This window comes from Miniimonas sp. S16, from assembly GCF_057748195.1.
In genome coordinates, this window is sequence record NZ_CM173242.1 from 1,634,359 (window position 1) to 1,659,631 (window position 25,273).

21 protein-coding genes are annotated in these 25,273 nt (G+C 75.4%); 12 read left to right on the top strand and 9 right to left on the bottom strand.

Annotated elements, in window-relative coordinates; genetic code table 11:
* Window positions 1–6 precede the first annotated feature (6 nt).
* The 3 genes from AC3AQ1_RS07090 to AC3AQ1_RS07100 all read right to left on the bottom strand — a co-directional run bounded on the left by AC3AQ1_RS07090 (window position 7) and on the right by AC3AQ1_RS07100 (window position 1,492).
* Window positions 7–678, bottom strand: a complete 672-nt coding sequence (locus AC3AQ1_RS07090; protein ID WP_199916551.1) for a PTS sugar transporter subunit IIA — start codon at window positions 676–678, stop codon at window positions 7–9.
* Entirely contained in the window at window positions 624–842 is a 219-nt protein-coding gene (locus AC3AQ1_RS07095; protein WP_108718409.1) for a PTS sugar transporter subunit IIB, read from the bottom strand. The genes AC3AQ1_RS07090 and AC3AQ1_RS07095 overlap by 55 nt, the downstream gene beginning before the upstream one ends.
* Window positions 843–979: 137 nt before the next feature.
* Complete coding sequence (locus AC3AQ1_RS07100; protein ID WP_370445351.1) at window positions 980–1,492, bottom strand: N-acetylmuramic acid 6-phosphate etherase; 513 nt, start codon at window positions 1,490–1,492, stop codon at window positions 980–982.
* Window positions 1,493–1,586: 94 nt separating this feature from the next.
* Here AC3AQ1_RS07100 and AC3AQ1_RS07105 point away from each other — a divergent pair, with 94 nt between their 5' ends.
* Window positions 1,587–2,705, top strand: a complete 1,119-nt coding sequence (locus tag AC3AQ1_RS07105) for a DNA polymerase domain-containing protein (protein ID WP_108720057.1) — start codon at window positions 1,587–1,589, stop codon at window positions 2,703–2,705.
* Between the two features lie 251 nt (window positions 2,706–2,956).
* Complete coding sequence (locus tag AC3AQ1_RS07110) at window positions 2,957–3,406, top strand: DUF4342 domain-containing protein (RefSeq protein WP_108718411.1); 450 nt, start codon at window positions 2,957–2,959, stop codon at window positions 3,404–3,406.
* A 201-nt stretch (window positions 3,407–3,607) separates the two neighbouring features.
* Here AC3AQ1_RS07110 and AC3AQ1_RS07115 read toward each other — a convergent pair whose 3' ends face one another.
* On the bottom strand, window positions 3,608–4,039 hold the full coding sequence (locus AC3AQ1_RS07115; RefSeq protein ID WP_199916552.1) for an AsnC family transcriptional regulator: 432 nt from the start codon (window positions 4,037–4,039) through the stop codon (window positions 3,608–3,610).
* A gap of 138 nt (window positions 4,040–4,177) precedes the next feature.
* On the opposite strand from AC3AQ1_RS07115, the gene AC3AQ1_RS07120 reads away from it, so the two are divergent.
* From AC3AQ1_RS07120 to AC3AQ1_RS07160, 9 genes are all read left to right on the top strand, one after another.
* Window positions 4,178–6,535: a carbon starvation CstA family protein gene (locus AC3AQ1_RS07120; protein ID WP_108718412.1), complete on the top strand. Its 2,358-nt coding sequence runs from the start codon at window positions 4,178–4,180 to the stop codon at window positions 6,533–6,535.
* Window positions 6,536–6,576: 41 nt separating this feature from the next.
* Window positions 6,577–6,816 (top strand): CstA-like transporter-associated (seleno)protein, encoded by a 240-nt coding sequence (locus tag AC3AQ1_RS07125; RefSeq protein ID WP_108718413.1) that lies wholly within the window; start codon window positions 6,577–6,579, stop codon window positions 6,814–6,816.
* Window positions 6,817–7,088: 272 nt separating this feature from the next.
* Window positions 7,089–7,988, top strand: coding sequence for a dimethylargininase (gene ddaH, locus AC3AQ1_RS07130; protein WP_108718414.1), 900 nt, complete (start codon window positions 7,089–7,091; stop codon window positions 7,986–7,988).
* 27 nt (window positions 7,989–8,015) lie between these two features.
* The gene (rocD, locus tag AC3AQ1_RS07135; RefSeq protein ID WP_108718415.1) at window positions 8,016–9,245 is read left to right on the top strand and encodes an ornithine--oxo-acid transaminase; all 1,230 of its coding nucleotides are present in this window, start codon (window positions 8,016–8,018) and stop codon (window positions 9,243–9,245) included.
* Window positions 9,246–9,545: 300 nt separating this feature from the next.
* Entirely contained in the window at window positions 9,546–9,851 is a 306-nt protein-coding gene (locus AC3AQ1_RS07140) for a WXG100 family type VII secretion target (RefSeq protein ID WP_108718416.1), read from the top strand.
* Window positions 9,852–9,862: 11 nt separating this feature from the next.
* Window positions 9,863–10,156 (top strand): WXG100 family type VII secretion target, encoded by a 294-nt coding sequence (locus AC3AQ1_RS07145; protein ID WP_108718417.1) that lies wholly within the window; start codon window positions 9,863–9,865, stop codon window positions 10,154–10,156.
* A gap of 193 nt (window positions 10,157–10,349) precedes the next feature.
* Complete coding sequence (locus AC3AQ1_RS07150) at window positions 10,350–10,778, top strand: hypothetical protein (protein WP_108718418.1); 429 nt, start codon at window positions 10,350–10,352, stop codon at window positions 10,776–10,778.
* Window positions 10,779–10,913: 135 nt separating this feature from the next.
* A complete protein-coding gene (locus tag AC3AQ1_RS07155; protein WP_108718419.1) occupies window positions 10,914–12,497 on the top strand; it encodes a hypothetical protein in 1,584 nt (527 codons plus the stop codon).
* On the top strand, window positions 12,494–13,840 hold the full coding sequence (locus AC3AQ1_RS07160; protein ID WP_108718420.1) for a S8 family peptidase: 1,347 nt from the start codon (window positions 12,494–12,496) through the stop codon (window positions 13,838–13,840). Before AC3AQ1_RS07155 ends, AC3AQ1_RS07160 begins: the two co-directional genes overlap by 4 nt.
* 34 nt (window positions 13,841–13,874) lie before the next feature.
* Here the strand turns inward: AC3AQ1_RS07160 and AC3AQ1_RS07165 are convergent, their stop codons facing one another.
* From AC3AQ1_RS07165 to AC3AQ1_RS07185, 5 genes are read right to left on the bottom strand one after another with little or no spacing between them, the layout of a single operon-like run.
* Window positions 13,875–15,230 carry a S8 family serine peptidase gene (locus AC3AQ1_RS07165; RefSeq protein WP_159096425.1) on the bottom strand — a complete coding sequence of 452 codons (1,356 nt, stop codon included), beginning with the start codon at window positions 15,228–15,230 and terminating at the stop codon, window positions 13,875–13,877.
* On the bottom strand, window positions 15,227–16,606 hold the full coding sequence (eccB, locus tag AC3AQ1_RS07170; protein WP_108718422.1) for a type VII secretion protein EccB: 1,380 nt from the start codon (window positions 16,604–16,606) through the stop codon (window positions 15,227–15,229). Before eccB ends, AC3AQ1_RS07165 begins: the two co-directional genes overlap by 4 nt.
* Before the next feature lie 16 nt (window positions 16,607–16,622).
* Window positions 16,623–17,987 carry a type VII secretion integral membrane protein EccD gene (gene eccD / locus AC3AQ1_RS07175; protein WP_159096426.1) on the bottom strand — a complete coding sequence of 455 codons (1,365 nt, stop codon included), beginning with the start codon at window positions 17,985–17,987 and terminating at the stop codon, window positions 16,623–16,625.
* A complete protein-coding gene (locus AC3AQ1_RS07180) occupies window positions 17,984–19,459 on the bottom strand; it encodes an FHA domain-containing protein (RefSeq protein ID WP_159096427.1) in 1,476 nt (491 codons plus the stop codon). The genes eccD and AC3AQ1_RS07180 overlap by 4 nt, the downstream gene beginning before the upstream one ends.
* Window positions 19,456–20,910: a hypothetical protein gene (locus AC3AQ1_RS07185; RefSeq protein ID WP_159096428.1), complete on the bottom strand. Its 1,455-nt coding sequence runs from the start codon at window positions 20,908–20,910 to the stop codon at window positions 19,456–19,458. The genes AC3AQ1_RS07180 and AC3AQ1_RS07185 overlap by 4 nt, the downstream gene beginning before the upstream one ends.
* Window positions 20,911–21,002: 92 nt before the next feature.
* Between AC3AQ1_RS07185 and eccCa the strand changes: the two genes are divergently transcribed.
* Window positions 21,003–25,103: a type VII secretion protein EccCa gene (gene eccCa / locus AC3AQ1_RS07190; protein ID WP_108718425.1), complete on the top strand. Its 4,101-nt coding sequence runs from the start codon at window positions 21,003–21,005 to the stop codon at window positions 25,101–25,103.
* The last annotated feature ends 170 nt before the right edge of the window (window positions 25,104–25,273 follow it).

Sequence of the window (25,273 nt, forward strand, 5' to 3'; positions counted from 1 at the left end):
GCGCGGTCAGTCGGCCGCGGGCACCGCCGCAGCGGCGCGCGCCACCGTGAGGACGGCGTCGCCGTGCGGCGACCGGTCGGCGACCGGGAACGCCGGGGTGTTGAGGACCACGACCGGGGTCAGCAGCGAGGGCACACGGGGTCGGATCGCGTCGAGGTCGGCCGAGATGACGACGTCGCCGGCCCGGACCTCGTCGCCGACCGCGTGGTGCGCGGTGAACCCCTCGCCCTTGAGCTTCACCGTCTCGAGCCCGATGTGCACGAGCACCTCCAGGCCCTCGGGCGTCACGACGGCGAACGCGTGGCCGGTGGGGAACAGCGTCGCGATCCGCCCCGACACCGGGCTGCGGAAGTCCCCTGACGTGGGGTCGATCGCGAACCCGTCGCCCATGAGCCGACCCGAGAACACCTTGTCCGGCACGTCCGCCAGGTCGACGACGGCGCCCGGTGCGGGGGCGAGGATCTCCGCGCCGCGCGCCGCGAGCGCCTCCGCGTCAGACCTCGTCCTGCTCGTCGCGCCGCCGGCCTTCCCGACGGAGCCGGAACCGCTCTCGGACCTGCCGGCCGTGCTGCCGCGCGCGCCGTCACCGCCGCCTGCGGCGAGCAGCTCGCGGAACGTGGTGGTCACCCGGCTGACCGCCCCCGGCCCGAGGATGATCTGGTAGGTCTCGTCGTCCACGACGCCGAGCACACCCGGGGTCCGCTTGATCGCCGCCTCGTCGATGCGCGCGGGTCGCGCGGCGTGACCCGCATGCGCGTCATGCAGTTCTCGACGGCGACGATGTTGTCGGCGCCGCCGAGCTGCTCGAGCAGGTCGCTCGCCAGCTGGGTGGTCTTGTCCATGAGACGTCCTTGTTCGGATGGCGGGTGTTCGACCGGTGGCGCCGGTGGTGCGGGAGCACGACACGGCGCGCGGGAAGGGTTTCGACCGATCGCGGTCGGGACGTCGGGTCGACGACGCGAGCCGCGGTGGCGCCGCGTCAGCCGATCGCGTCGCGGACGAACCCGCGGGCGGACCGCAGTCGCGCCCGGGCCTCGGTGGCGCCGACCTCGGCGAGGATCATGACGATCGCCGTCTTGGCGTGCCCGTCGGCGGCGAGGTAGGCGTCGTGGGCCTGCTCCGGGGTGCACCCGGTCGCGTCGAGCACGATGCGCTCGGCCCGGGCGCGCAGCTTCTCGTTGGTCGGTCGCACGTCGACCATGAGGTTGCCGTAGACCTTCCCGATGCGGACCATCGCCGCGGTCGAGATCATGTTGAGCACGAGCTTCTGACTCGTCCCCGCCTTGAGCCGGGTCGACCCGGTGAGCACCTCGGACCCGTTGTCCACCTCGATCGCGACCTCGGCGTGGTCGCTGATCTCGGCGCCGCGGTTGCACGCGAGGGAGATCGTCGCCGCGCCCACCGACCTCGCGTGGTCGAGACCGCCGATCACGTAGGGCGTGCGGCCCGATGCGGCGATGCCGACGACGGCGTCGTGCCGGCTCAGGCCGATGGCGTCCCGACCGAGGCGAGTCGGCGTCGTCGCCCGCGGTCGATCCGCCCGACGCGCCGTAGCCGGGGCGCGGGGCCCTGCGTACTGTGCAGGAATGGCGCGGGCGAGCGAGGCAGAGCTGCTGGACGTGCGCGGGCGGCAGGTGCGGATCTCCTCGCCCGACAAGGTGGTGTTCGACGAGGTCCCGGGCGGCCCGGTGACGAAGCTCGAGGTCGCGCAGTACGTGGTCGCCGTCGGCGACGGGATCCTCGCCGCGCTGCAGGACCGTCCGACGGCGCTCGAGCGCTGGCCTGACGGGTACCGCCGCGGGATGGTGCTCACCACCCGGACCGGGGTGCAGGGCGACGGCTTCTACTCCAAGCGGGTGCCCAAGGGCGCCCCGGAGTGGGTGGAGTCGGTCCGCATCGCCTTCCCGAGCGGACGCTTCGCCGACGAGGTCTGCCCGACTGAGCTCGCCGTCGTGGTCTGGGCGATCCAGCAGAACACGGTGACGTTCCACCCGTGGCCGGTGCGCCGCGGGGACGTGGACTCCCCCGACCAGCTCCGGATCGACCTCGACCCCCAGCCGGGCACCGACTACGCCGACGCGGCCGCACTCGCGCCGCTCGTGCGTGAGGTCGCCGAGGAGGCAGGTCTCACGCTGCACCCCAAGACCTCGGGCGGACGCGGGCTGCACCTGTTCGCGCCGATCCGGCCCGAGTGGGACTTCGTCCGGGCGCGCCGCGCCACGATCGCGCTCGCTCGTGAGATCGAGCGCCGCGACCCCGGGCGCGTCACCACGAAGTGGTGGAAGGAGGAGCGCGGCGAGCGCGTGTTCATCGACTACAACCAGATGGCGCGCGATCGCACGATCGCGTCCGCGTACTCGATGCGAGCGAACCCGCGCGCGACGGTGTCCGCGCCGCTGCGCTGGGAGGAGGTCCCCGAGGTCACGCCGGACGACTTCACGATCCGCACGATGCCGGCGCGGTTCGCGCAGGTCGGGGACCTGTTCGCCGGGGCGAACGGGACGCCGGAGAACCCCGGCGCCGGGCTCGAGACGCTCCTGGAGTGGGCCGCGCGCGACGAGCGCGACCACGGGCTCGGCGAGGCGCCCTACCCGCCCGAGTACCCGAAGATGCCGGGCGAGCCGAAGCGGGTGCAGCCGAGCCGCGCACGCCACGACGCCGACGACGCTGACGACGGCGCCGCTGCCGCCGACCCGACGGCCTGACGCCCCGCTTGCCCGACGCCTTGCTTGCCCGACGCCTTGCTTGCCCGACGCCTTGCTTGCCCGACGCACTGCCGACCTGACGCGCCGCCCGGACCGGCCGCGGCCGCCCTCAGGGACGCGGGTCCGGGAGCACCCCGAGGCCGAGGCGGCGAGGTTCAGCCGTCGGGAGGATGGCCGCGCGCAGGTCGGGCGCGCAGAATCGAGACACGAACTACGACCGCATGGCGCCACCAGCGCCGGAAGGAGCCACCATGTCCGAGCACTACGGGACCGACGGTCAGCCGCAGGACGGCCAGCCCTTCGGCGAGCAGCCCACCCCGCCGCCCTTCGAGCAGAAGACCGAGCAGCCCTTCACCGAGCAGCCGGCCGAGCAGCCCACGGACGAGTCGACCGACAAGGCCGGCCCCACCCGCACCGAGCAGTTCACGGTCTCCGGCGAAAAGCTCCTCGGGAAGGTCAAGGAGCTCATCGCGGAGGGCAACGTCCGCCGGATCATCCTCACCACCACGTCCGGGAACACCCTCCTGGAGATCCCGCTCAACGCCGGCCTCGCGGTCACGGCCGTTGCAGCCGTCTTCGCCCCGGTCCTCGTGGCCGTCGGCGCCGTCGCGGCCCTCGTCACCTCGGTCTCGGTGACCGTCGTGCGGGAGGCGCCCTCCGCCGTCGCGCACGACACGGTCGAGGACACCCCCGCGGCCTGATCCGCCCGACCCACGCCCGACGGCGCGTCGCACGTCCCTCGTGCGGCGCGCCGTCGGGCGTCGTGCGTCCGGGCGCGGGGTCGCGGTCGCACTCCTGCTCACGATGCGAGACACCGCCGCGACCACAACGACCACAACTCGCCCCGATCGGAGCCGCGCAGGTCGGATCGTCCACGACGCCGAGGCGCCCGTGGGGCTCGTTCAGGCGCGCTCGATGAGACGCGAGAGCACGATCGTGGACTCCGTCCGCTCGATCGCGGCCGACCCACGGATGCGCTCCAGGGTGTCCTCGAGGTGCTGCACGTCGCGCGCCCGGACCCGCACCACGGCGTCCGCCGTGCCCGCGACCGTGCTCGCCGAGACGATCTCCGGGATCGGCTCCCACGCGTCCCGGAGCGCGCTCGGCGCGATCCGGCCCTGGCAGTAGACGTGCACGAGCGCCTCGATCCCCCAGCCCATCGCGCCGGGATCGACCACCGCGGCGAAGCCGACGACGACGCCGTCGTCGAGCAGCCGGTCGACCCGCCGCTTCACCGCGGGCGCGGAGAGCCCGACGGCGGCGCCCACCTCCGCGTACGTCGCACGGCCGTGACGGCTCAGCACCCCGACGATGGCGCGGTCGATGTCGTCCACGGCGGCCAGCGTAGGGGCAGCGTACGTGCGCCGCGGACGGCCGAGCACCCGTGACCTTGGTCCTAGCGCGCGGTGGGGCCGGTGCTAGCGTCCCGACTGCACCTACCCCTGACCGGCAGCGCAGCCACGGAGTCCACCATGACCACCACCAGCGAACGCCTTCCCGAGTACTCCGACGAGGAGGAGCGGAGCGTCGTCCGCAACTCCCTCGGCCACCCCGTGGGGGTGACCGAGCACCGACGATGGACGCCGGTGCGGATCGCCGTCTGGATCGCGATCTCCCTCGCCGGCGCGCTCGGCTGGACGATGCTCGCGATCGTCCGCGGCGAGCGGGTCAACACCGTCTGGTTCGTCGTCGCCGCCGTGGCGACGTACGCGATCGCCTACCGGTTCTACGCGCTGTACATCCAGCGCCGGATCATGCGCCCCGACGACCGGCGCGCCACCCCGGCCGAGCGCGTCAACAACGGCCGCGACTTCGACCCGACCGACCGCCGCGTCCTCTACGGGCACCACTTCGCCGCGATCGCCGGCGCCGGCCCGCTGGTCGGGCCCATCCTCGCCGCCCAGATGGGCTACCTGCCCGGCACGCTGTGGATCATCTTCGGCGTCGTCGTGGCCGGCGGCGTCCAGGACATGCTCGTGCTCTTCTACTCGATGCGTCGCGGCGGCCGCTCGCTCGGCCAGATGGCCCGAGACGAGATGGGCCGGTTCGGCGGGACGGTCGCGATCGTCGTCGTGTTCGTGATGCTCATGATCGTGCTCGCGGTGCTCGCGCTGGTCTGCGTGAACGCGCTCGCCGAGAGCCCGTGGGGCGTCTTCTCGGTCGGCATGACGATCCCGATCGCCCTGCTCATGGGCCTCTACCTGCGCTTCGTCCGCCCGGGCAAGGTCATGGAGATCTCGATCATCGGGTTCGTCGCGCTCATCGCGGCGATCGTCGGCGGCCGGTACGTGGCCGAGTCCTCGTGGGGGGAGTTCCTCCACCTCACGCCCACCACGCTCGTCGTGTGCATGGTGATCTACGGGTTCTTCGCCGCGGTCCTGCCGGTCTGGCTGCTGCTCACGCCGCGCGACTACCTCTCGACCTTCATGAAGGTCGGCACGATCGTGATCCTCGCGATCGGCATCCTCGTCGCCCGGCCGATCGCCCAGATGCCCGACTTCACCGAGTTCGCCTTCAACACCGCGGGCCCGGTCTTCGCCGGTGCGCTCTTCCCGTTCCTGTTCATCACCATCGCGTGCGGCGCGCTGTCCGGCATGCACGCGATGGTCTCCTCGGGCACCACGCCGAAGATGGTGCAGAAGGAGTCCCAGGTCCGGATGATCGGCTACGGCGGCATGCTCATGGAGTCGTTCGTCGCGATCATGGCGCTGGCCGCCGCTGTCTCCCTGAACCAGGGCGTGTACTTCTCGATGAACATGTCCGCCGCCTCGATCCAGAACACCGCGGGTGAGTCGTACTCGGCCGACGCGAGCCCCGAGGAGAACGCGGCCGCCGCACTGCCCAACCTCGAGGTGAACCGCGACGGCGACGAGGTCGAGGCGGTCTGGGAGACCGAGCGGGACGGTGAGCGGGTCACGCTCTACGGCGCCGAGGCGCTCACGGCGGTCGCCGAGGACGTCGGTGAGCCCTCGATCGTGTCCCGCACGGGCGGCGCCCCGACGCTCGCCGTCGGGATGGCCAACATCCTGCACAAGGTGGTCGGCGGCACCGGGATGATGTCGTTCTGGTACCACTTCGCGATCATGTTCGAGGCGCTGTTCATCCTCTCCGCCGTCGACGCCGTGACCCGCGTCGCGCGGTTCCAGCTGGGGGACGCGATCGGCAACCTCGTGCCCAAGTTCCGCGATCCGTCCTGGCGGGTCGGCGGCTGGCTGACCACCGCCGTCGTCGTGGCCTCGTGGGGTTCGCTCCTGCTCATGGGCGTGACCGACCCCAACGGCGGCATCCGGATGCTCTTCCCGCTGTTCGGCATCGCGAACCAGCTCATCGCCGCCTGTGCCCTCACGATCGTGACGGTGATGGTGGTCAAGAAGGGCTACCTCAAGTGGGTGTGGATACCGCTGGTCCCGCTCGTCTGGGATACTGCGACCACCTTCACCGCCTCGTTCCAGAAGATCTTCTCCAGCGACGTCGCGCTCGGGTACTGGGCGCTGCACAACGCGACCAAGGCCAAGATCGCCACCGGCGACCTCGACGAGACCGCGTTGGCGAACGCGAACGCCACCGTCCGCAACACCGCGATCCAGGGCACGCTGTCGATCCTGTTCATCGTGCTCGTAGCCTCGCTCATGGTCACCGCGATCATGGTCGTGGTGAAGGCGGTGCGCACGGGCCGGACCGGCGAGGAGTTCTCCAGCGAGGACGAGCCCGTGGAGTCCAACTTCTACGCGCCCGAGACGCTGCTCGTCGCCACGCCGCTGGAGAAGAAGGTCGAGGCCGAGTACGCGATCGTCGGCGACCCGAAGCTCCTCGCGGGCGGGCACCACTGAACCGGCGCGCCGACGCCGCCTGACCGTCCGATGACCTCCTCATGACCCAGCGCAGCGAGCCCCGACCCTGGACCGCGACCGCGGCCGCAGCCGCGGCCGTCGCGGCCGCCGTTCGGGGCGGGCGCTCGCTGCGCTGGTGGTTCCGCGGGGTCCTCGGCGCGTCGGCCTACGAGCGCTACGTCGCCCGGCACCGGGTCGAGCACGCCGATCACGATCCCCTGCCCGAGCGCGAGTGGTGGCGCGCCCGCCAGGACGAGGCGACGCCCAAGGGCTGCTGCTGAGGGTCGTCTGCCTGGTCGGAGGACGGCCGGGGCCGGCCGGCGTCGCTCGGGCCGGCCCACGGGCCGGGGTGACCACCCTCACCGCTGCACAACGAATCGCGCTCCCAGTCGAACAGAGCGGCGATCCGTTGCGTCAACACGCAACGGGCGGTGATTGAGGACGCCTGGCCCGGGTGTCACCGTAGAGGCAGCAACGGCGCGCACCGGCGACGCGTCGCCGCGTGCGGTCCGCACGCTCGAGCAGCAGCCATCGCGGCGACAAGGAGCCCACCATGACCCTCGCGACCACGCAGACCAGCCCGCTCCCGAGCACCGGCACGGGCACGAGCACGACGACGAGCACAGACTTCGCCGACCGGGTCGCCACCACGCGGCGCTACCTCATGTGCCGCCCGACCTACTTCGACGTGGTCTACGAGATCAACCCGTGGATGCACACCGACGTCCCCGTCGACCACGACCTCGTGATGCGCCAGTGGGAGAACCTGCGCGCCACATACCTCGAGCTCGGGCACGAGGTCGAGGTCATCGAGGGCGCCCCCGGCCTGCCCGACATGGTCTACGCCGCCAACGGCGCCACGGTGGTCGACGGTCGCGCGCTCGGGGTGAGCTTCCACTTCGAGCAGCGCCGCCCGGAGGCCGCCCTCTTCTCCGCGTGGCTGCGCGACCACGGCTTCCCTGTCACCGACGCCGTCGCGATCAACGAGGGCGAGGGCGACTTCCTCGTCGCCGGCCTGCGGATCCTCGCGGCGAGCGGGTTCCGTTCGGACACCGCCTCGCACCTCGAGCTCGCGGCGTTCTCGGGCCTGGAGGTCGTCGATCTCGAGCTCGTCGACCCGCGCTACTACCACGTGGACACCGCACTCACCGTGCTCGACGCCGACCACGTCGCCTACCTCCCCTCGGCGTTCTCGCCCGAGAGCCGGGCGCGCCTCGCGGAGCTGTACCCCGACGCCATCCACGTCAGCGCCGAGGACGCGGCCGTGTTCGGACTCAACGCCGTGTCGGACGGGCGGCACGTCGTCGTCCCCGCGCAGGCCACCGGGTTCATCGCCCAGCTGCGCGCCGCGGGCTACGTGCCGGTGCCCGTCGACCTGTCCGAGCTGCTCAAGGGCGGCGGCAGCATCAAGTGCTGCACGCTCGAGCTGCGTCCCGCCACGCCCGCGGCCTGAGCCGGGCTGGGCGAGGGAGGTCCGGCGATGAGCCCGACGGCCACGGCCTCGACGACCACGACGGCGACGGCGAGCGCCGGCGAGCACATCGCCGCGATCGAGGAGCACGCCGCGCACAACTACCACCCGCTCGACGTCGTGCTCACCCGCGGTGAGGGCGTCTGGGTCACGGACGTCGAGGGCCGGCGCTACCTCGACTGCCTCGCGGCCTACTCCGCGGTGAACCTGGGCCACTCGCACCCGCGGCTGCTCGCCGTCGCGCACGAGCAGCTGGACCGGATCACGCTCACGAGCCGCGCGTTCCACCACGACCGGATGGCCGCGTTCGTCACGGACCTCGCCGCGCTCGCGGGCAAGGACATGGTCGTGCCGATGAACACCGGGGCCGAGGCCGTCGAGACGGCGATCAAGATCGCCCGCAAGCACGCGCACGACGTGCGCGGCATCGCCTCGCCCGAGATCGTCGTCGCCTCCGGCAACTTCCACGGCCGCACGACGACGATCGTCAGCTTCTCCGACGACGAGACCGCCCGCGCGGGGTTCGGCCCCTTCACCCCGGGCTTCGTCACGGTCCCGTTCGGCGATGCGGACGCGCTGGCTGCCGCGCTCACGCCGTCGACCGCCGCCGTGCTGCTCGAGCCGATCCAGGGCGAGGCCGGCGTCGTGGTCCCGCCGCCCGACTACCTGCCGCGCGTGCGCGCGCTCACCGCCGAGCGCGGCGTGCTGCTCGTGGCGGACGAGATCCAGTCCGGCCTCGCGCGCACCGGCTACACGTTCGCGATCGAGCACGACGGCGTGGTGCCCGACCTCTACACGCTCGGCAAGGCGCTCGGCGGGGGGATCGTGCCGGTGTCTGCCGTCGTGGGTGACGCCGACGTGCTGGGGGTCCTCACCCCCGGGACGCACGGCTCGACGTTCGGCGGCAACCCGCTCGCCGCTGCCGTGGCGACCGAGGTCGTCGCGATCCTGGCGACGGGCGAGCTCCAGGATCGCTCCCGCGTCCTCGGCGCGCACCTGCACGCGGGCCTGGGGGCGCTGGTGGGCGACGGCGTCACGGCGGTCCGCGGGCGTGGCCTGTGGGCCGGCGTCGACATCGACCCGGCCGTCGGGACCGCACGCGACGTCGCGCTGCGGCTGGCCGCGCATGGTGTGCTCGCGAAGGACACCCACACACGCACTCTGCGGCTCGCGCCGCCGCTCGTCGTCGCGCGGGACGAGATCGACTGGCTGCTCGCGCAGCTGCGCGCGGCGCTCTGACGGCTGTCCACGGTTCGCCGACCCCTGCGCGCGACGCGCCAGGACGGCGCGGTCCGACTCCGGCTGCCCTCCGGCTGCTCTCCGCATGCCCTCCGGCTGCCCTCCACCAGTCCGGCCTCGCACTCGCACCGACCGGCCGCAGGACGGGGGTTGGCGCATGCCGCCTCGCGTGCTAGGTTCGCCTGTTCCGCTGCGGCCGGTTCCCTCTCCGAGGGCCGGTTATCGTGGGGCCATCGCCGAACGGCGGTGCGGCGCGGACCACCCGGGTGCGTGCCTTCACGACGACCAGCGAGGTGCACGATGACCGACCAGGTGTACGTAGACCCGGATGCGATCCCGAAGACCGCGACCGCCGTCGACCAGGCCCAGGCGGACCTGAACACAGAGCTCACCAACCTCACCACCCGGCTGCAGGAGCTGCAGTGGGACGGCTCGTCCGGTGACGCTGTCCGCCGGCTCATGTCCCAGTGGTTCCAGGGCGCCAACAAGATCACCCAGGCGCTCACGGACTTCGAGACGAACCTGACGGGGTCGAACACCACGTACATCGGTGAGGACGACGCCCAGGCCGCGATCATGAACAACATCGCCGGCCGGCTGGCCTGAGAGGACTTGAGATGAACCAGCAGCGCATCGCGATGGGGTTCGGCTCCGTCGCCCAGGCCGCGTCCGACATGGCCGCCACGGCGAGCCGCATCCAGCAGCGGCTCGAGGACCTCACCACCGAGGTCACCCGCTACCGCACCGGGTGGGGCGGCTCCGCCTCGGAGGCGTTCGACGCGGCGCAGAGGCAGTGGAACGCGGCGTTCGTCGAGATGAACGGCGTCCTCTCCTCCACCGGCACCGCCGTGGACCAGGGCGGCCAGGACTTCCAGGCCGCCGAGGCCCGCAACCGGGCCCGCTTCGAGTGAGTCACCCGTCACGGCACCTCGCGCCGTGACTCCCACCGCCTCGGCGGTGACCCGGCGCCGCCACGAGCGGCGTCACCCCGACACCACCCCCGGGGTCGCGCCGGCGCGCGACCCCGGGCGGTGCGGACCAGGGCGCCCTGCAAGCGCCCGAGCTTCCCCCAGAACCACCTGACCACGCGCATAAGGGGCACCCGTGAGCGACTTCACCAGCGACCCGGACGTCGTGCTGGCACGACTGACCCTGCTGGGAAACCTCGCCGACCAGCTGGACACGAGCTGGAGCACGCTGATCGACGTGCGCGACCAGCAGAACGGCGCCTGGTCCTCCTTCCCGCCCGCGATGACGTACGCGGCCCAGCTCGTCGGCTCGACGGAGAACCTCATGCAGCGGCTCTCCGCCGCGCGGGAGCAGGTCCGTGGCCTGGGCGAGGCGCTGCGCGCGAGCGTCGACAGCCTCGACCACGTGGACGAGGACGTCGCGACCCGGATGGACGCACTCACCGCCCGCCTCTCCGCCGAGCCCGAGCGGGTGCCGCTGCTCTCGGAGACGATGCGCACCATCACCGCGAGCCTCGCGTCGATCACCAGCTTCGGCACGAGCAGCACGCTGCCCGCGCCCTGACGTGCCGGTCCGCCGGCTCGCCGTCGCGGCGATCCGCCGACCGCACCACCGATCACACCTGACAGCTCCTGACGGACCCGACAGACCCGACAGACCCGAGAAGTCCCGTCTCAGCAACGCACGGAGGACAGCGCCATGGGGAACAACGTCGACCAGCTTCGCGGGGTCGCGGAGGCCGCCGACGACGGCTCCTCCCGCCGCGGCGGGAGCGGCCTCGACCTGTCGATCGCGTCGACCGGCGTGAACGGCGTCTCCACCGACATCGCTAAGACGGCGGACGACCTCGGCATCACGGGAGCTACTGCCGACGCCGCGAGCGGGGCATTCGCCGAGCTGAGCGCGGAGCTCAGCGCTGTCGCGACCGCGCTCTCCCAGGTCCGCACGAGCCTGTCCACGGCCGACGGCGCGCTGCGCCGGGCGCGCGACTCCTACCAGGAGCTCCCCTCGCCCCAGCTGCCCTCGGGCCTGCGCAACGCGCTTCAGGCCGAGACGATCGTCGTGCCGGAGCAGGGCACGCTGACCGGCGGCCAGGCGGTCGCGTACTACACCGCGCAGCGTCAGGCGATGCGTGAGGAGCAGTCCGGCGGCGTCCTGTCGACGCTCGCCGCCGAGCTCGACGCCGCCGCGGGCCAGCTGCCGCAGGAGACCACCCCGGTCTTCCCGACCGACGGGTCTGCGCCCGGGTCGGACCCCACCGGCTCCTCGAGCACCGTCTCCTCGCCCCACTCGGTCGGTTCCGTGACCGGAGGCTCCCTCTCGGCCGTCGGCGGCGGACCGAGCGCGGGCAGCTACGTCGGGATCGGCACCGGGTCCGGCACGGGCAGCGGCGGCGGCACGGGCTCCGGTCCGGGTGCCGGCGACTACGTCTACCCCGGCGGCTCGTCCGGCGGCTCGTCCGGCGGAGCCGCCGGTGGCCCGGCCGGCGGGCCGGCGGGCGGCACTGCCGGCGGAACGGGATCGGCCGGCTCGTGGGTCACCCCTGACGGGTCGGTCTCCGGCACCGGCGCGGCCGGCGCCGGCTGGACCACCGGGGGCGCGAACGGGAACGGCCACGGCGCGGGTGCCGCCTTCGGGATCGGCGCGGGCGGCGGTGCCGGGGCGCTCGGCGGGACCGGCGCCGCGGCGCTCGGTGCCGGCGCGGCCGGAGCGGCGGCCCTCGTGGCGCGTCGCGGCGCGCTCGGCGGCCTGAGCGGGCTCGGCGGCGGCACGACCGGCCTGACGGGCGCGGGATACGCGGGCGGGCCGACCACCGGCACCGGGGCGGCCGGCAGCAGCCTCGGCGTCCGCGGCGGCGGCGGCGCCGGCGCGACCGCCTACGGCAGCGGATCGGGCGGGCTCAGCGGATCGGGCGGGCTCGGCGCGCGCGGCCTGAGCGCCTCGGGCCTGTCTGGCGCCTCGCCCGCCGGCCTCGGCGGCCCGGGCGCGACCCCGTCGACGAGCCTCACGGGTCAGGGCTACACGGGCAGCGGGACCGGTGCGGGCGGCTCGGCGGCGAGCGGTGCGGCGGGCACGCCCGGCGCCCCGGGCACGTCCGCGATGGCGCCGGGCATGCACGGCGGCCAGGCCGGGCGGGAGGGCCGCAAGGGCCGGCGTCGCGGCCTCGCCGGGCCTGCGGCTCCCGAGATCGACGGAACGGAGCAGGTCGACGGGCCGACGGCCACGGCCGGCGCCCAGGACCAGAGCATCCCGCTGGTGGAGACGGCCGAGGACGCCTGGTGAGGTCGCGGCGGAAGGCGGCGCTCGCCGTCGCGCTCGCGCTGGTCGCGGCGCCGCTCGCGGCGGCGCCCGCCGCGCTGGCCGCACCCGTCGACCCGAACGCCGGCGACGGCACCTGGTACGTCTCGTCGCTCGGCCTTGACGCCGTGCAGGCGACGACGACGGGTGCGGGGGTCACCGTCGCGGTGATCGACACCGGCCTCAACCTCCTCCAGCCCGACTTCGCGGGCGCCGACGTGACGGCCGTCCCGACGCTGTTCTGCGACGTCACCGTGCCCGGCATGAGCGGCACGGTGGGCGACGCCGACCTCGGCGGGGCGCTGCACGGCACGGGGGTGGCGCTGCTAGTCGTCGGCCCGGGCCAGCAGGGCGCCGGGGGCCAGCCCGGGATCCGCGGCGTCGCGCCCGGCGTGGCGCTGCGCGCGTACAAGATCACCGCGCAGCAGGGCGCGAGCTGCAGCGACCGCGAGAACCAGGCCCAGGCCGACGCCGTCGACGCGGCCGTGGCCGACGGCGCGCGCGTCATCACCCTGGCGTTCGGGATCGGGACCGACGGCACCGAGGCGCCGGCCGCCGTCGCCGACCACGTCGGGAGCGCGTTCTACGACGCGATCGTGCGCGCGCAGCAGGCGGGCGTGGTCGTGATCACCGGTGCCGCGAACGACGGCGGCGACGTCGCCGGGTTCCCGGCGGGCATGAACGGCACGGTGACCGTCGAGGCGCTCACCGCGTCGGGCACCGTGGACCAGCCGCAGTACACCGGTCCGGACCTCGGCGTCGTGGCGCCCGGGACCGACATCCGGATGCTGCAGGAGGAGACCTTCCCCGAGTACTGGTCGACGTACGGGCTGACCAGCGGGACGTCGCTGGCGATCCCGATGGTGGCCGGCGCCGTCGCGCTGTCGATGTCGGCGTGGCCCGAGGCGACGTCGAACCAGGTGCTGCAGGCGCTCGCCGCGACCTCCCGCCCGCTCGACGGGTCGCCCGCCGGCACGCGCACCGCGACCTCGGGCTTCGGGTCGATCGACCTCGCGGCTCTTGTCGCCACCGACCCGACGGGCCTGCCGGACACCAACCCGTTCGTGCGCGCCGACGGCCTGCCCTCACCGGCGGAGCTCGAGCCGGTCGCGACCGCCGAGCCGACGACCGCGACCACGCCCGCCGAGCCCACGGCCGAGGAGAGCGGTGAGGGCACCACCGCTGCGCCGGAGCCGTCCGAGACCGCGACGGCCGAGCCGGAGGACGGCGGTACGAACGTCCCGCTGCTCGTCGGGGGCATCGTGGTGGGCGTGCTGCTCGTCGGTGGCGGCGTCGTCGTCGCGGTGCGTCGCAGCCGCGCCTCCTGACCGGTTTCCTCGTCCCGCCGACGAGCGCAGGCGGTCAGCGGCGCAGCGCGCGCGGCGCGGCCGGCCCGCGTCGTCGGCCCACCAGCACGACGGCCGCCGACGCAACCGCGGCCGCGAGCGACCACCACAGCACCGCCTGGCGCGCGGGCAGCCACGTGTCCGGCGGCACCGTCACGTGCAGCGGCGGCTCGTCGTCGGCCGCGGGTTCCGGCCGGGCCACGGCGGGTGAGTCGACACCGCGTGCCGTCCCGTCGTCCACCAGGGTGAGGGCCGCGAGCGGCTGGACCAGCCCCCACCCCACGTCGTCGGTGCGGGCGTCGGGGTCCTGGCGGGCCGCGGTCGCGGTGAGGCGGAACACCCAGCCCTCCGGCCCCTCGTCCGGGTAGGCCTGGGCCAGCAGCGCCGCCGCGCCGGCGACCTGCGCCGTCGCCCAGCTCGTCGCGTTGCCGTCGGCGCCCAGCACGCAGTCCGCGCCGTTGGGCAGCCCGCCGAGCACGAGCGCGCCGGGGCCCGCGATCGCGACGTGCGGCCCGGTGTGCGCGGCCACCGGCACGAGCCCGTCGGCCATCGCGGCGACGGCGAGCACGCCCGGGTACGCCCCGGGGTAGCGCGGCTGCGTCGGGTCGTCGTCGTCGGCCAGGTTGCCCGCGCTCGCCACGACGAGCACGCCCGCCGCCGAGGCCTGGGCGACGGCGTCGCGCAGGTCCGCAGCGTCCTCGGCCGTGGACGCGGCGACCACGGCGATGTCGGCGCCGAGCGCGACGGCGGCGCGCAGCCCGGCCGCGAGCGACTGCGGGGTCGGCGCGGTGCCGTCGCGCTGCGCCGCGTCGTCGTCGGCGTACCAGGCCCGCACCGGCAGGATCTGCGCGCCGGGGGCCACCCCGACCAGGCCCGACCCCTCGAGCGGGCGTGCCGCGACCATCGTGGCCACGACCGTGCCGTGCCCGGTGAGGTCGGTCTGCCCGGTCGCGTCCGCGCCCTCGCCGCCGACGACGTCCGTGCCGATCGCCAGCGCACCCCGCAGGTGTGCCACGGGTGCGACGCCCGAGTCGATCACCGCGACCCGGACGCCCGCGCCGGTCGCGATGCGGTGCGCGGCGTCGAGCGCGAGCGCGTCCGGCGCCCAGCCGCGCTCGGGGATGAGCACGCCCGCCGGGCACTCCTCGTCCTGGTTCGCGGTGGCGGCCACGGCGGAGCCCACCGGGGCCCAGGAGTGCGTCGAGTGCGGCGTCCAGACGGGCGCCCACGCGGGCACGGCGACGAGTCCGACGGCGAGCAGGCCGCCGGCGGCAGCGCGCCCCGCAGCAGCGCGCCCCGCAGCGCCCCGCCTCGAAGCACCCCGGCGTCCGCGACGAACGACGCCCGAGGCGCGCTCGCCGTCGTACCTCACGGCTGCTCCGTGGGCGTGGCGGCCGCGCCTCCCGCCGCGAGCGGCGTGCCCGCGGCGTCGACCGAGAGCGTCGGCCCGGTGGGGAACAGGTCGCCCCACGCGTACGGCACCCGGACCGGGTCGGCGCCCTCGCCGAGCAGGCGCTCGAGCGTGTCGGTGAGGTCGACCGAGCTCGCCACGACCGGGAAGGAGATCCCGTTCTCGTCGATGAACCGCACCGGTCCGCTCGCGGAGTCGGCCGTCGCCACGAACAGCGCGAGCGCACCGCGCGCGGGGGCGACGGCGATCCCCCCAGTCGCGACCGGCTCACCCGCGACGAGGTCGCTGCCGAAGGTCTCGGTGTCCAGGCGCGCGCAGGGCGCGGCGCCCGACTCGAGCGGATCGGCGATCACGACCGGCCAGGTCGCGTCCACCGGACCGTCGGCCACGGCCACCTCCTGCACCCCCGCCACGCGCGCCGGCTCGACGCTCTCCCGGCTGAGCAGGCCACCGGGTCCGGCGGAGTAGAGCGCGTCGGCGAACGGGTCGAGGCGTGCGAGCGCGCCGTCGGGCAGCACCACGAAGGCCTGGCCGCTCACCTCGATGACGGACCCGACCACGACGCCGGGCACGTCGGCCAGGTCGCCCGGCGGCGTGGTGCCGGCGTCGGCCACCGTGAACGGCGTCGCGGCGCCACCCTCGGGGAACAGCTCGAGCCAGCGGGCATCCACCGTCACGGCGTCCTGCGGGGTGTAGCCCAGGGCGCGCAGCACACCGTCGGTCGTCGCGGTACCCGGCACCGCGTAGCGCCGGCCGTCCTGGACCAGGAACAGCGACCGCTCCTCGCCCGCCACGACGGCGACGAGGGCACTCGGGCTGTTCGGGCCGCCCTGCTCGGGCGCGGGCGAGTCGACGACCGACGTCGCCGTCGTGCCGTCCTGCGCGACGCACGCGAGCCAGCCGCCGGTCACGAGGTCCGCCACCTCGGGCAGGGAGTCCGGCGCGCCGGCGATGCCGACGACCGGGCGGCGGTGCACGTCGGCGACGTCGTCGGCCGGGACCGTGAGGATCTCCGCGCCCGCGGGGGCGAGCAGCCGGGCGCTGGCCATGTTGGGCACCGGGACGAGCTCGCCGTCGGCGCTCACGTACCGCGCCGCGTTGTCCCGGACGAGGATGATCTTCCCGTTCTCCCACCCGGACTCCAGGCCCTGGTCGAACAGCCCGGCCACGAACGACCCGCCCACCACGAGCGCTGCGAGCACCACGCCTGTGACCAGGCCGCGCACCGGCGTCGTCGGCTCGAGCTCGCGCCCACCGGGTGCGCCGGAGGTGAACGCGGTGAGCAGGCGGCGCCGAGCGAACGACTGCGCCTCGAGCAGCTCCTTCTTCGACGCCATCAGGCGACCTCGCCGCTCACCCGAGACCGCCCGCGGCCACGACGGCGAGCGGCGGCACCGCCGCGAGCAGCAGCAGGCGCAGCGCGTCGCCCACCCGCTCGAGGCGGAGCCGGCGCGACTGCCCGAGGAACGCGGCCACCACGACGGCGAACGCGGCCACGAGCAGGGCCACCGACAGCGCGGCGCGCCAGGTGGGCTGCAGCAGCGCGGCGGTCACGGTCGCAACGAGCAGGCCGATCGCCGACGAGATCAGCGCGGCGGCGACGTCGGTGCGCGCCACGCTCTGCCGCACGCCGAGCGCGAGCGCGACCCAGACGGCGACGGCGAGCAGACCGCCGGCCGGCCCGGTCGCCACCACCGCCGGCGTGAGCAGGACGAGCGTCGCGCCGATCCCCGTGCGCAGCGCGACGACCAGCCAGTGCCCCGCGAGCGCCTGCGCGCGCACCGCCTCGGGGTCCACGGGAGGCGGGTCGGCGAGGATCTCGGCGTCCTCCCGTGGCGCGACGACGCGCAGCGGCGTCGCCGACAGCGCGAGCCACGGCACGGCGAGCGTCGCGACGGCGAGCAGCGCGAAGGTCACGACGGTCGCGGCCGGCGCCGACGACGGGCCCAGCAGCAGCGTCACGCCGCCGAGGAGCAGGGCGACGACGGCGGGCACTCCGGGCGCGACGGCGGCCGTGCGCACGCGCGTGGTCGTCACCGCGAGGACCACGGCGGCACCGAGCCCGGCCGCCCCCGCGGCGGCGAGCGCGGTCGCCGAGCCCGAACCCTCGCCCAGCCGGGTCGGTCCGCCCGCGAGGAGGTACCCGGCGAGCGCCGCGAGCGCGCAGCCGAGCACGCCGAGCGAGCGGGCGGCGACCGGCGGTGCCGGTGAGCGGTCCAGCACCGCGGCCGCCACGAGCGCCAGCAGCGTCGCCGACCCGGCGACGGCGGCGCTCGCCGCCGCGTCGAGGTCGGCACCGACCAGGACGAGGGCCGCCGTGACGAGCAGGGCGCACGCGGCGGCGACGGCGGTGCGGGCCGAGTCGCGCACGGACCACGGCGGGGTCTCGCGCTCGACGGCCTCGGCCACCGCCTCGACGATGTCGTCGTAGCGCTGCTCGCCCTCCTCCGACTCGGTGTGCAGCGCGAGGACGGCGCCGTCCTGCACGCCCTGGACGGCGAGGGACGCGTCGGTGCGCAGCCGCTGGCCGTCCGCCGTGAGCAGGCGGACGTCGGCGTGCACGACGTCGAGCCCCAGCGCGCCGAGGCGGCGCACCAGGCCGGGCAGCAGCTCGGCGACCGGGATCGTGCCGGGCAGCGCGAGGTCCGCGCGGCGATCGCCGCGCGTGACCGTGGCCCGCACCACGACCGGTGCCTGGTCCAGGTCCTCCACGCTCACGCTGTCTCCTCCACGTCGATCCGGGCGTGCCCGATCTCCAGCACGCTGCCGCTGAGCACCGGGGTGCTGCCGCCGGACGGCACGCGCACCGCACCGCCGGACGGTCCGCGCACCACGCAGCCGTTGGTCGAGCCCAGGTCCTCCAGCACGAGGCCGGCGTCGGTCACGCGCAGCCGCGCGTGCGTGCGCGAGATCGCACGGGTGTCATCGGGCAGGACCACGACGACGTCGCTGCCCGCGGGGTCCGGGCGCCGGCCCAGGACCGCGGACGTGCGCACCACGAACGTGCCGTCGCCGTGCACGCGCAGGGTCGCGGAGCGCGGCGGTGCGGCGGTGGGCGAGAGGCGGCTCCCGGTCTGCGGCAGTGCCGGCGTCGGCGTCGGGGACGTCGTCCCGGGGGTCGTCGCGGGGGTCGTCGCGGGGCCGGAGGGCCGCTGCGCGTCGGGTCGGGGCGGCACGACCGTCCGCGAGCCAGGCGCCGTGGAGCTCGAGGGCTGCGGCTGCGCGATAGGTGGCTGCCCGGCGGGCGGCGCGGCCCGCTGCGCGTGCTCCGGTGGCACGGTGGCCGAGGACGGCGCGAGTCGCGCGGCCGGGTCGCCCGTCGGGCGCGGCGGCACGACGCCTCGCTGCTGCCGGAACACGGCGAGCGAGACGGACTCCTCGCCGGCGACCGCGGCCCCCGCCGTGCCGGGCACCATCGTGGCCGAACCGGGCCGCGGCGGCACGACCGTGCCGATCGGCCCGAGTCGGCCCGGTGCCACCGGGATGGCGGGTACGCCGTCCGCCCCGAGCGTGCCGGGCCCCCTCGACGCCCCAGCACCGGCGCCCGCGCCGACACCGGGTCGAGCGGGCATGCCCGGCACCCCCGGCGCAGCGCCCACCTGACCCCGCACGCGGCCCGTGCCCGCTCCGCCCGGCACGACGGCACCGCCGACGCCCGCCGCGCCGACGCCCGCGGCCCTCACCGAGGCACCCGCCGTCGGCGCGACGACGCGAGTGCGCGCCACGACGTCGTGCCAGTACCGCCCGGACCGGTCGCGCACGAGGAGCAGCACGAGCGGCCCGAACGGCACGACGTGGGCCGCACCCAGCAGACCCGCGCGGGGCGCCTCGCGCCGCAGGCCGGGCGCGAAGGGCCGGTCGAGCTGCGCGGCACGCAGCCGCAGGATCGCCTTGCCCGCGGTGGCACCCGTCCGCGCCTCGACCAGCGCTCCCGCCGCGGCCACCTCGAGCACGAGCACGACGGCGAGCGGCACCGAGCGCCACACGAACCACGCGACCACCGCGGGCAGCGCCACGACGACGAGGTCGATGAGGTACGCACCGATCCGCCGCTCGGTGGTGGCGGCCGGCAGCGGGCGGGGCGCACCGGCTCCGTCGCCGGCCGGGGCGACGATCCCGCTGAGCCCGCTCGCGGGCAGCGTGTCGTCGCCGCGCAGCCACGCGGTCCGGGTGCTCGGGGTGTGAGTCACGAGGGAAGCTCCATGAGAAGACCGACGGTACCCACCGCGACGACGCCGAGCGCGGGCGAGAGCACCACGGCGAGCGACTCGACGGCGTCGGCGAGCCGCGAGGCGCGCAGCGAGCGCCAGTCGCGCGCACTCGCGGCGGCGACCCCGACGGCGATGGCGGCCGCGACGAGCGCGGCCACGGCGAGCGCGACCGGAGACACCCCGCAGACCAGCGCGACCGCGACGGCGACCGCGAGGACGAGCAGCGCTGCGGCCCGCGGCGCCCACCGCGTGACGGCGTCCCGGTCGCGGCGGGGCACGAGCGCGAGGGCGAGCGCGACGGCGAAGGTGAGCGTCGCCGTCGTGATCCGCTCGAGCGTGCCCGCGGGCAGGAGGACGGCGGCGACCGTCGCGAGCAGCGCTGCGGCGAGCGCGAGGACGACGACGGTGACGGCTCGGCGGTGCACGGCGTCGGAGACGACCGCGTTCACGGTCCGCGCCCGCACGCTCGCCGGCGCCGGGTCGATTCGCTCCCGCACCCCGAGCGCGGTGCGCTGGGCGGGCTCCGGGTCGAGCAGGACCGGGTCGGGGACGTCGAGGCTCACGGCCGGCGCGGCGCGCAGCGCGAGCGGCACGAACCCGAGGAGGAGCGCGGCCGGGTACGGGCGTTCGAGCAGCACGGCCACCACGCCGCCCAGCGCGCCGACGCCGCCGACGGCGAGCAGCACCCGGGCGAGCGCGTCGCCCCCGCCGCCCGCCCGGATGACGCGCAGCGCGCTCGCGACCGTGCCCGCGAGCAGTCCCACCGTGACGGGCAGCATGAGCCCGGCGCCGGTGTCGGGGCCGACGACCGAGGCGCCCGCGAGCGTCCCGGCGAGCCAGCACGCCGCGGCGACCGGGTCGGCGGCCGGGCCGCGCTGGACGGGGAGCAGCGCGATCGCGAGCGCCAGCGCGCCCGCGCCGCCCGCGAGCCACGGCCGTGGCCCGCCGGGCGCGGCGAGGTCCAGCAGCCGGGCGGCGACGGCGAGCACGAGCAGGCCGACGCCCGCCCAGGCGAGGGGGACGGTCGGGGCCGCGAGCACGCCCGACAGGCCAGACGCACCGGATGTGCCGGTCCGACGGCCGAACGGGCCGACTCCGGCGCCGGCGCGGGCTCCTCGTCCACCCGGCCGGGCGCCGCCCGGTCGGCCCCCCGGACGCCGACCCGGGCGGCCTCTCGGTGCGCCGGCGGCGGGCTCGTCGGGGGCGGTCACGAGGGTGTCGCCGCTGTGCACGACCGAGCCCAGCCGTGCGTCCCGCGCGAGCGGGTCACCCGTCACGGTCCGCAGGGGCGTGGCGCTGCGCGCGTTCCCGGCGTCGAGCGCGTCGGAGAGCTGACCGACCCGGACGTCGGGCCGCACGACCACGTCCCGACGCCCGCGCGGGGACAGGACGGTCAGCGCGATGAGGTCGGCCTCCATCTGCTCGTCCACCCCCCGCCGGTGTGCCGCTGCGCGGTCTGGAGCCGATGTCCAGCCCTCGATGAGTCTAGGGTCGTCGGGAACGCGCACGAGGGCGGAGGGCCATGGACGAGGAGTCGACGCGCATCCCGGCGCCGACCGTCCCCGAGGGGACGATCACGCTGGAGCCGCCGCCGGAGATCGTCCGGGCGGACTCGGGCAGCTCGGTCCTCATGACGGCGATGCCGGTCGTGGGATCGGTCGGCTCGATCGCGCTCATCGTCTTCGCGCAGCAGCCGATCTCACCGCTGCGGATCATGCTCGGCGCGGGCATCCTCATCGCCTCGCTCGGGTTCGTCGCGGTCAACCTCGTGCGCCAGCGCTCCCAGCACCGCTCGGCCGTCTACGCCTCGCGCCGGGAGTACCTGTCCTACCTCGCCGACCTGCGCACCAGCGTGCGCAACGCGGCGAGCCGGCAGCGCCGCAACGCGCAGTGGCGGCTGCCGGACCCGACCGCGCTCGCCCTGCTCGCGGAGGACGGCTCCCGCGTCTGGGAGCGTGCGGCCGCCGACCCGGACTTCCTGCACGCGCGCATCGGCACCGGCGACGCGCCGCTGGCCGTGACGCTCGAGCCGCCCGAGACAGCGCCGCTCGCCCAGCTGGACCCCGTCGCGGCGTCCGCGGCGCACCGCTTCCTGCTCACCCACGAGGTGCAGCACGACGTCCCCACCCTCGTCGACCTGCAGCAGCTCACGCACCTCGAGGTCGCCGGCGACGGCGCGCGCTCACGCGCGCTGCTGCGCGCCATGCTGGTCCACCTCGCGACCTTCAGCGGACCCGGCTCGCTGCGGCTCGCCGTCGTGACCGACGGCGAGCACGCCGCGGACTGGGAGTGGGTGAAGTGGCTGCCCCACGCGTGGTCGCCGGACGAGCTCGACGGCGGCGGCCCCGTCCGCCTCGTCGGCACCGACGCGCGCGAGGTGCTCGACCTGCTGCCGACGGCGGGCCGACGGCCGTTCTCCCCGGTCGCCGACCAGGTGCTCCCGCACGTCCTGCTCGTGCTCGACGGCGTACCCCTGCCCCCCGACCACGGCCTCGTCACGGGCGTCCAGGGGGCGACCGTCGTCTCGATCCCTCGCACGTGGACGGCCGACATCGGGCCGCACCAGGCCCGACTGCTGCTGCGCGGCGCGGGCGAGGAGTGGCAGGCCGAGCTCCTGCACGGCGGCTACTCGGCCGCGCTCGTGCGTCCCGACGCGATGTCGGTGGCCGACGCGGAGGCGGCCGCACGCCGACTGACCCGGCGCGGCCTGCCCAGCGCGGAGGACGAGCGCGGGTCGGGCGAGGCCCGCAGCGGCGAGCTCACGGACCTCCTCGGCCTCCCGGACGTGCGCGAGCTCGACGTCGCGACGTCGTGGGCGCCCCGCACCGCGCGTGACCGGCTGCGCGTGCCGTTCGGCGTCACGAGCAACGGCGCCCCCGCCGTGCTGGACCTCAAGGAGTCCGCCGAGGGCGGCATGGGTCCGCACGGGCTCATCATCGGGGCGACCGGCTCGGGCAAGTCGGAGGTGCTGCGCACCCTCGTGCTCGCGCTGACGATGACGCACTCCTCGGAGGACCTCAACCTCGTCCTCATCGACTTCAAGGGTGGTGCGACGTTCGCCGGCATGTCCGACCTGCCGCACGTCTCGGCCGTGATCACCAACCTCAGCGAGGAGCTCTCGCTCGTGGACCGCATGCAGGAGGCGATCCAGGGCGAGCTGACCCGCCGGCAGGAGCTCCTGCGCGCCACGGGCCCGTTCACGAACGTCGCCGAGTACGAGCGGGCCCGGCTCGCGGGGCGCACCGACCTCGCGCCGCTGCCCACGCTGCTCATCGTGTGCGACGAGTTCACCGAGATGCTCGCCGCGAAGCCCGAGTTCGCGGACCTCTTCGCCGCGATCGGCCGGGTGGGTCGCTCGCTGCGCATCCACCTGTTGCTGTCCTCGCAGCGGCTCGACGAGGGCCGCCTGCGCGGCCTCGAGTCGCACCTGTCCTACCGGATCGGCCTGCGCACGTTCTCCGCGAGCGAGTCCCGTCAGGTCCTCGGCGTCCCGGACGCGCACACCCTGCCGCCCGTCCCCGGCGTCGGCTACCTGCGGCCGGACCCCGCGACCCTCATCCGCTTCCGAGCCGCCTACGTCTCAGCACCGCCGCCCTCCCGCGGCCTCGCGCAGGGCCCGGCCCGCGCCGTCGCCTCCGCGGACCTCGCACCCTTCACCGCGGCTCCCGTGCCGCTGCCGCCCGGGGCGTCCTCGCGCCGGGACGCCGGCTCCGCGAGCGGCGACGGCCAGAGCGCGGAGGGACAGCAGCCCGCGGCGGACGAGCCCGCCACGTTCGACATCGCGGTGCAGCGGATGGCCGGGCGCGGTCCCGCGGCCCACCAGGTGTGGCTCCCGCCGCTGGCCGAGCCGGCGACGCTCGACGACCTCGCGCCGGACCTCGCCGTCGAGCCGGGTCTCGGGCTCTACTCCCCCGGGTGGCGCGCCTCGGGCCTGCTGCCGCTCGGCATCACGGACCTGCCGCTCGAGCAGCGCCGCGAGGTCTTCACGATCTCGCTCGACGGCGCGGGCGGGAACCTCGCGGTGGTCGGCGGACCCCGCAGCGGCAAGAGCACGGCGCTGCGCACCGTGGTCGGCGCGATCGCGCTGACCAGGACGCCGGTCGAGGCCCAGATCTTCGTGCTCGACCTCGGGGGCGGCACGTTCACGTCGATGCGGGACCTCGCGCACGTCGCGGGGGTCGCGGTGCGCGGCGAGGAGGACGTCCTGCGTCGCACGGTCGCCGAGGTGACGACGATCCTCGACGCGCGCGAGCGGCTGTTCGCCACCGCCGGCATCGACTCGGTCGAGACCTACCGCCGGCGGCGCACGCCGGGCCGCACCGGCCCGGGTGCGGTCGACGACGGGTACGGCGACGTCTACCTCGTGGTGGACGGCTGGAGCACGCTGCGCACCGAGTACGACGACCTCACCACGCAGATCCAGGCGATCGCGGGCCGCGGGCTCACCTACGGCGTGCACGTGCTCGTCTCGGGCACGCGGTGGATGGACTTCCGCGCCGCGATCAAGGATCTGCTCGGGACCCGCATCGAGCTGCGCCTCGGGGAGACCACGGACTCGGTGCACCGGCGCCGCGTCGCCGACACGGTGCCCACCGGGCGCCCCGGCCACGGCCTCACGCCCGCCGGCCGGCCCATGCTGCTCGCCCTGCCGCGGCTCGACGGCGACTCCCGGCCCGACACGTTGTCCACCGGCGTGGAGGACCTCGTCGAGAGCGTGACCGCCGCGTGGGACGGCCCGACGCCGCCCAAGCTGCGGCTGCTGCCCGAGCGGGTCACGCTCACGCGGGTGCGGGAGATGGCCGGGGTCGCGCATGCGGCTGGCGCCGGCGCCGATGCCGGGGGCGCGGGCGCGGCGGCTGCCACGGCTGCCGCTTCCGAGGCGGGCACGGGAGCGGTGACGGCCGCTGCGGACGCGGGCTCGCCGTCGGGCCTCCTGCTTGGTGTCGACGAGGCGACGCTTCGGCCGGTCACGCTCGACCTCGACGAGGCGCCGTTCGCGTACCTGTTCGGCGAGTCGGACTCCGGCAAGTCGACGTTCCTGCGCGCCATGGCGCGCGAGGCGCAGCGCACGGTGACGCCGAAGCAGGGGCAGATCTTCGTGGTCGACTACCGGCGCGCGCTGCTGGGCGAGGTGCCGCCCGAGTACCTCGCGGGGTACTTCACGACGGCGGAGCAGACCACCGAGCAGATCGCCGGCCTCGCGCAGTTCCTGCGCACCCGCCTGCCCGGTCCGGACATCACGCCGGCGCAGCTGCGGGACCGGTCGTGGTGGACGGGGGCGCTCGTCACGCTGCTCGTCGACGACTACGACCTCGTGGCGACGAGCACCGGCAACCCGCTGACCCCGCTCGTGCCGCTCCTGCCGCACGCGCGCGACATCGGCCTGCGCATCCTCGTGACCCGGCGTTCGGGCGGCGCCGCGCGGGCGCAGTTCGAGCCGCTGCTGCAGACGATGCGCGACCTCGGCGCCACGGGCATCTTGCTCTCGGGCGACCCCGGCGAGGGACCGCTGATCGGGACCGTGCGGGCGCGGCGGGCGATCCCGGGTCGGGCGCAGCTCGTGACACGCGACGCTGGGGTGCGCGTGGTGCAGCTGGCGGACGCGCCGCCGTCGGACCTGTAGGCGCTCGGGTCGCGCGGCTTTCCCCCGCTGAGCGGTCCGTCCTACCCCACAGCTCCGACCCAGTGATTCCTCCCGCCCCACGACGCGAACCCAGCGATCTGTAGCGACTCCAGGCGCCCAACCGGCACGAAACGCTGGCACCACCAGAGACGGCGCCACAGATCGCTGGC

What these genes read in the sequence shown, in the direction of transcription:
- AC3AQ1_RS07095 (WP_108718409.1), bottom strand. Translation starts at nt 842, where the DNA reads ATGGACAAGACCACCCAGCTGGCGAGCGACCTGCTCGAGCAGCTCGGC.
- AC3AQ1_RS07105 (WP_108720057.1), top strand. Translation starts at nt 1,587, where the DNA reads ATGGCGCGGGCGAGCGAGGCAGAGCTGCTGGACGTGCGCGGGCGGCAG.
- AC3AQ1_RS07110 (WP_108718411.1), top strand. Translation starts at nt 2,957, where the DNA reads ATGTCCGAGCACTACGGGACCGACGGTCAGCCGCAGGACGGCCAGCCC.
- AC3AQ1_RS07120 (WP_108718412.1), top strand. Translation starts at nt 4,178, where the DNA reads ATGACCACCACCAGCGAACGCCTTCCCGAGTACTCCGACGAGGAGGAG.
- AC3AQ1_RS07125 (WP_108718413.1), top strand. Translation starts at nt 6,577, where the DNA reads ATGACCCAGCGCAGCGAGCCCCGACCCTGGACCGCGACCGCGGCCGCA.
- ddaH (WP_108718414.1), top strand. Translation starts at nt 7,089, where the DNA reads ATGACCCTCGCGACCACGCAGACCAGCCCGCTCCCGAGCACCGGCACG.
- rocD (WP_108718415.1), top strand. Translation starts at nt 8,016, where the DNA reads ATGAGCCCGACGGCCACGGCCTCGACGACCACGACGGCGACGGCGAGC.
- AC3AQ1_RS07140 (WP_108718416.1), top strand. Translation starts at nt 9,546, where the DNA reads ATGACCGACCAGGTGTACGTAGACCCGGATGCGATCCCGAAGACCGCG.
- AC3AQ1_RS07145 (WP_108718417.1), top strand. Translation starts at nt 9,863, where the DNA reads ATGAACCAGCAGCGCATCGCGATGGGGTTCGGCTCCGTCGCCCAGGCC.
- AC3AQ1_RS07155 (WP_108718419.1), top strand. Translation starts at nt 10,914, where the DNA reads ATGGGGAACAACGTCGACCAGCTTCGCGGGGTCGCGGAGGCCGCCGAC.
- eccB (WP_108718422.1), bottom strand. Translation starts at nt 16,606, where the DNA reads ATGGCGTCGAAGAAGGAGCTGCTCGAGGCGCAGTCGTTCGCTCGGCGC.
- eccCa (WP_108718425.1), top strand. Translation starts at nt 21,003, where the DNA reads ATGGACGAGGAGTCGACGCGCATCCCGGCGCCGACCGTCCCCGAGGGG.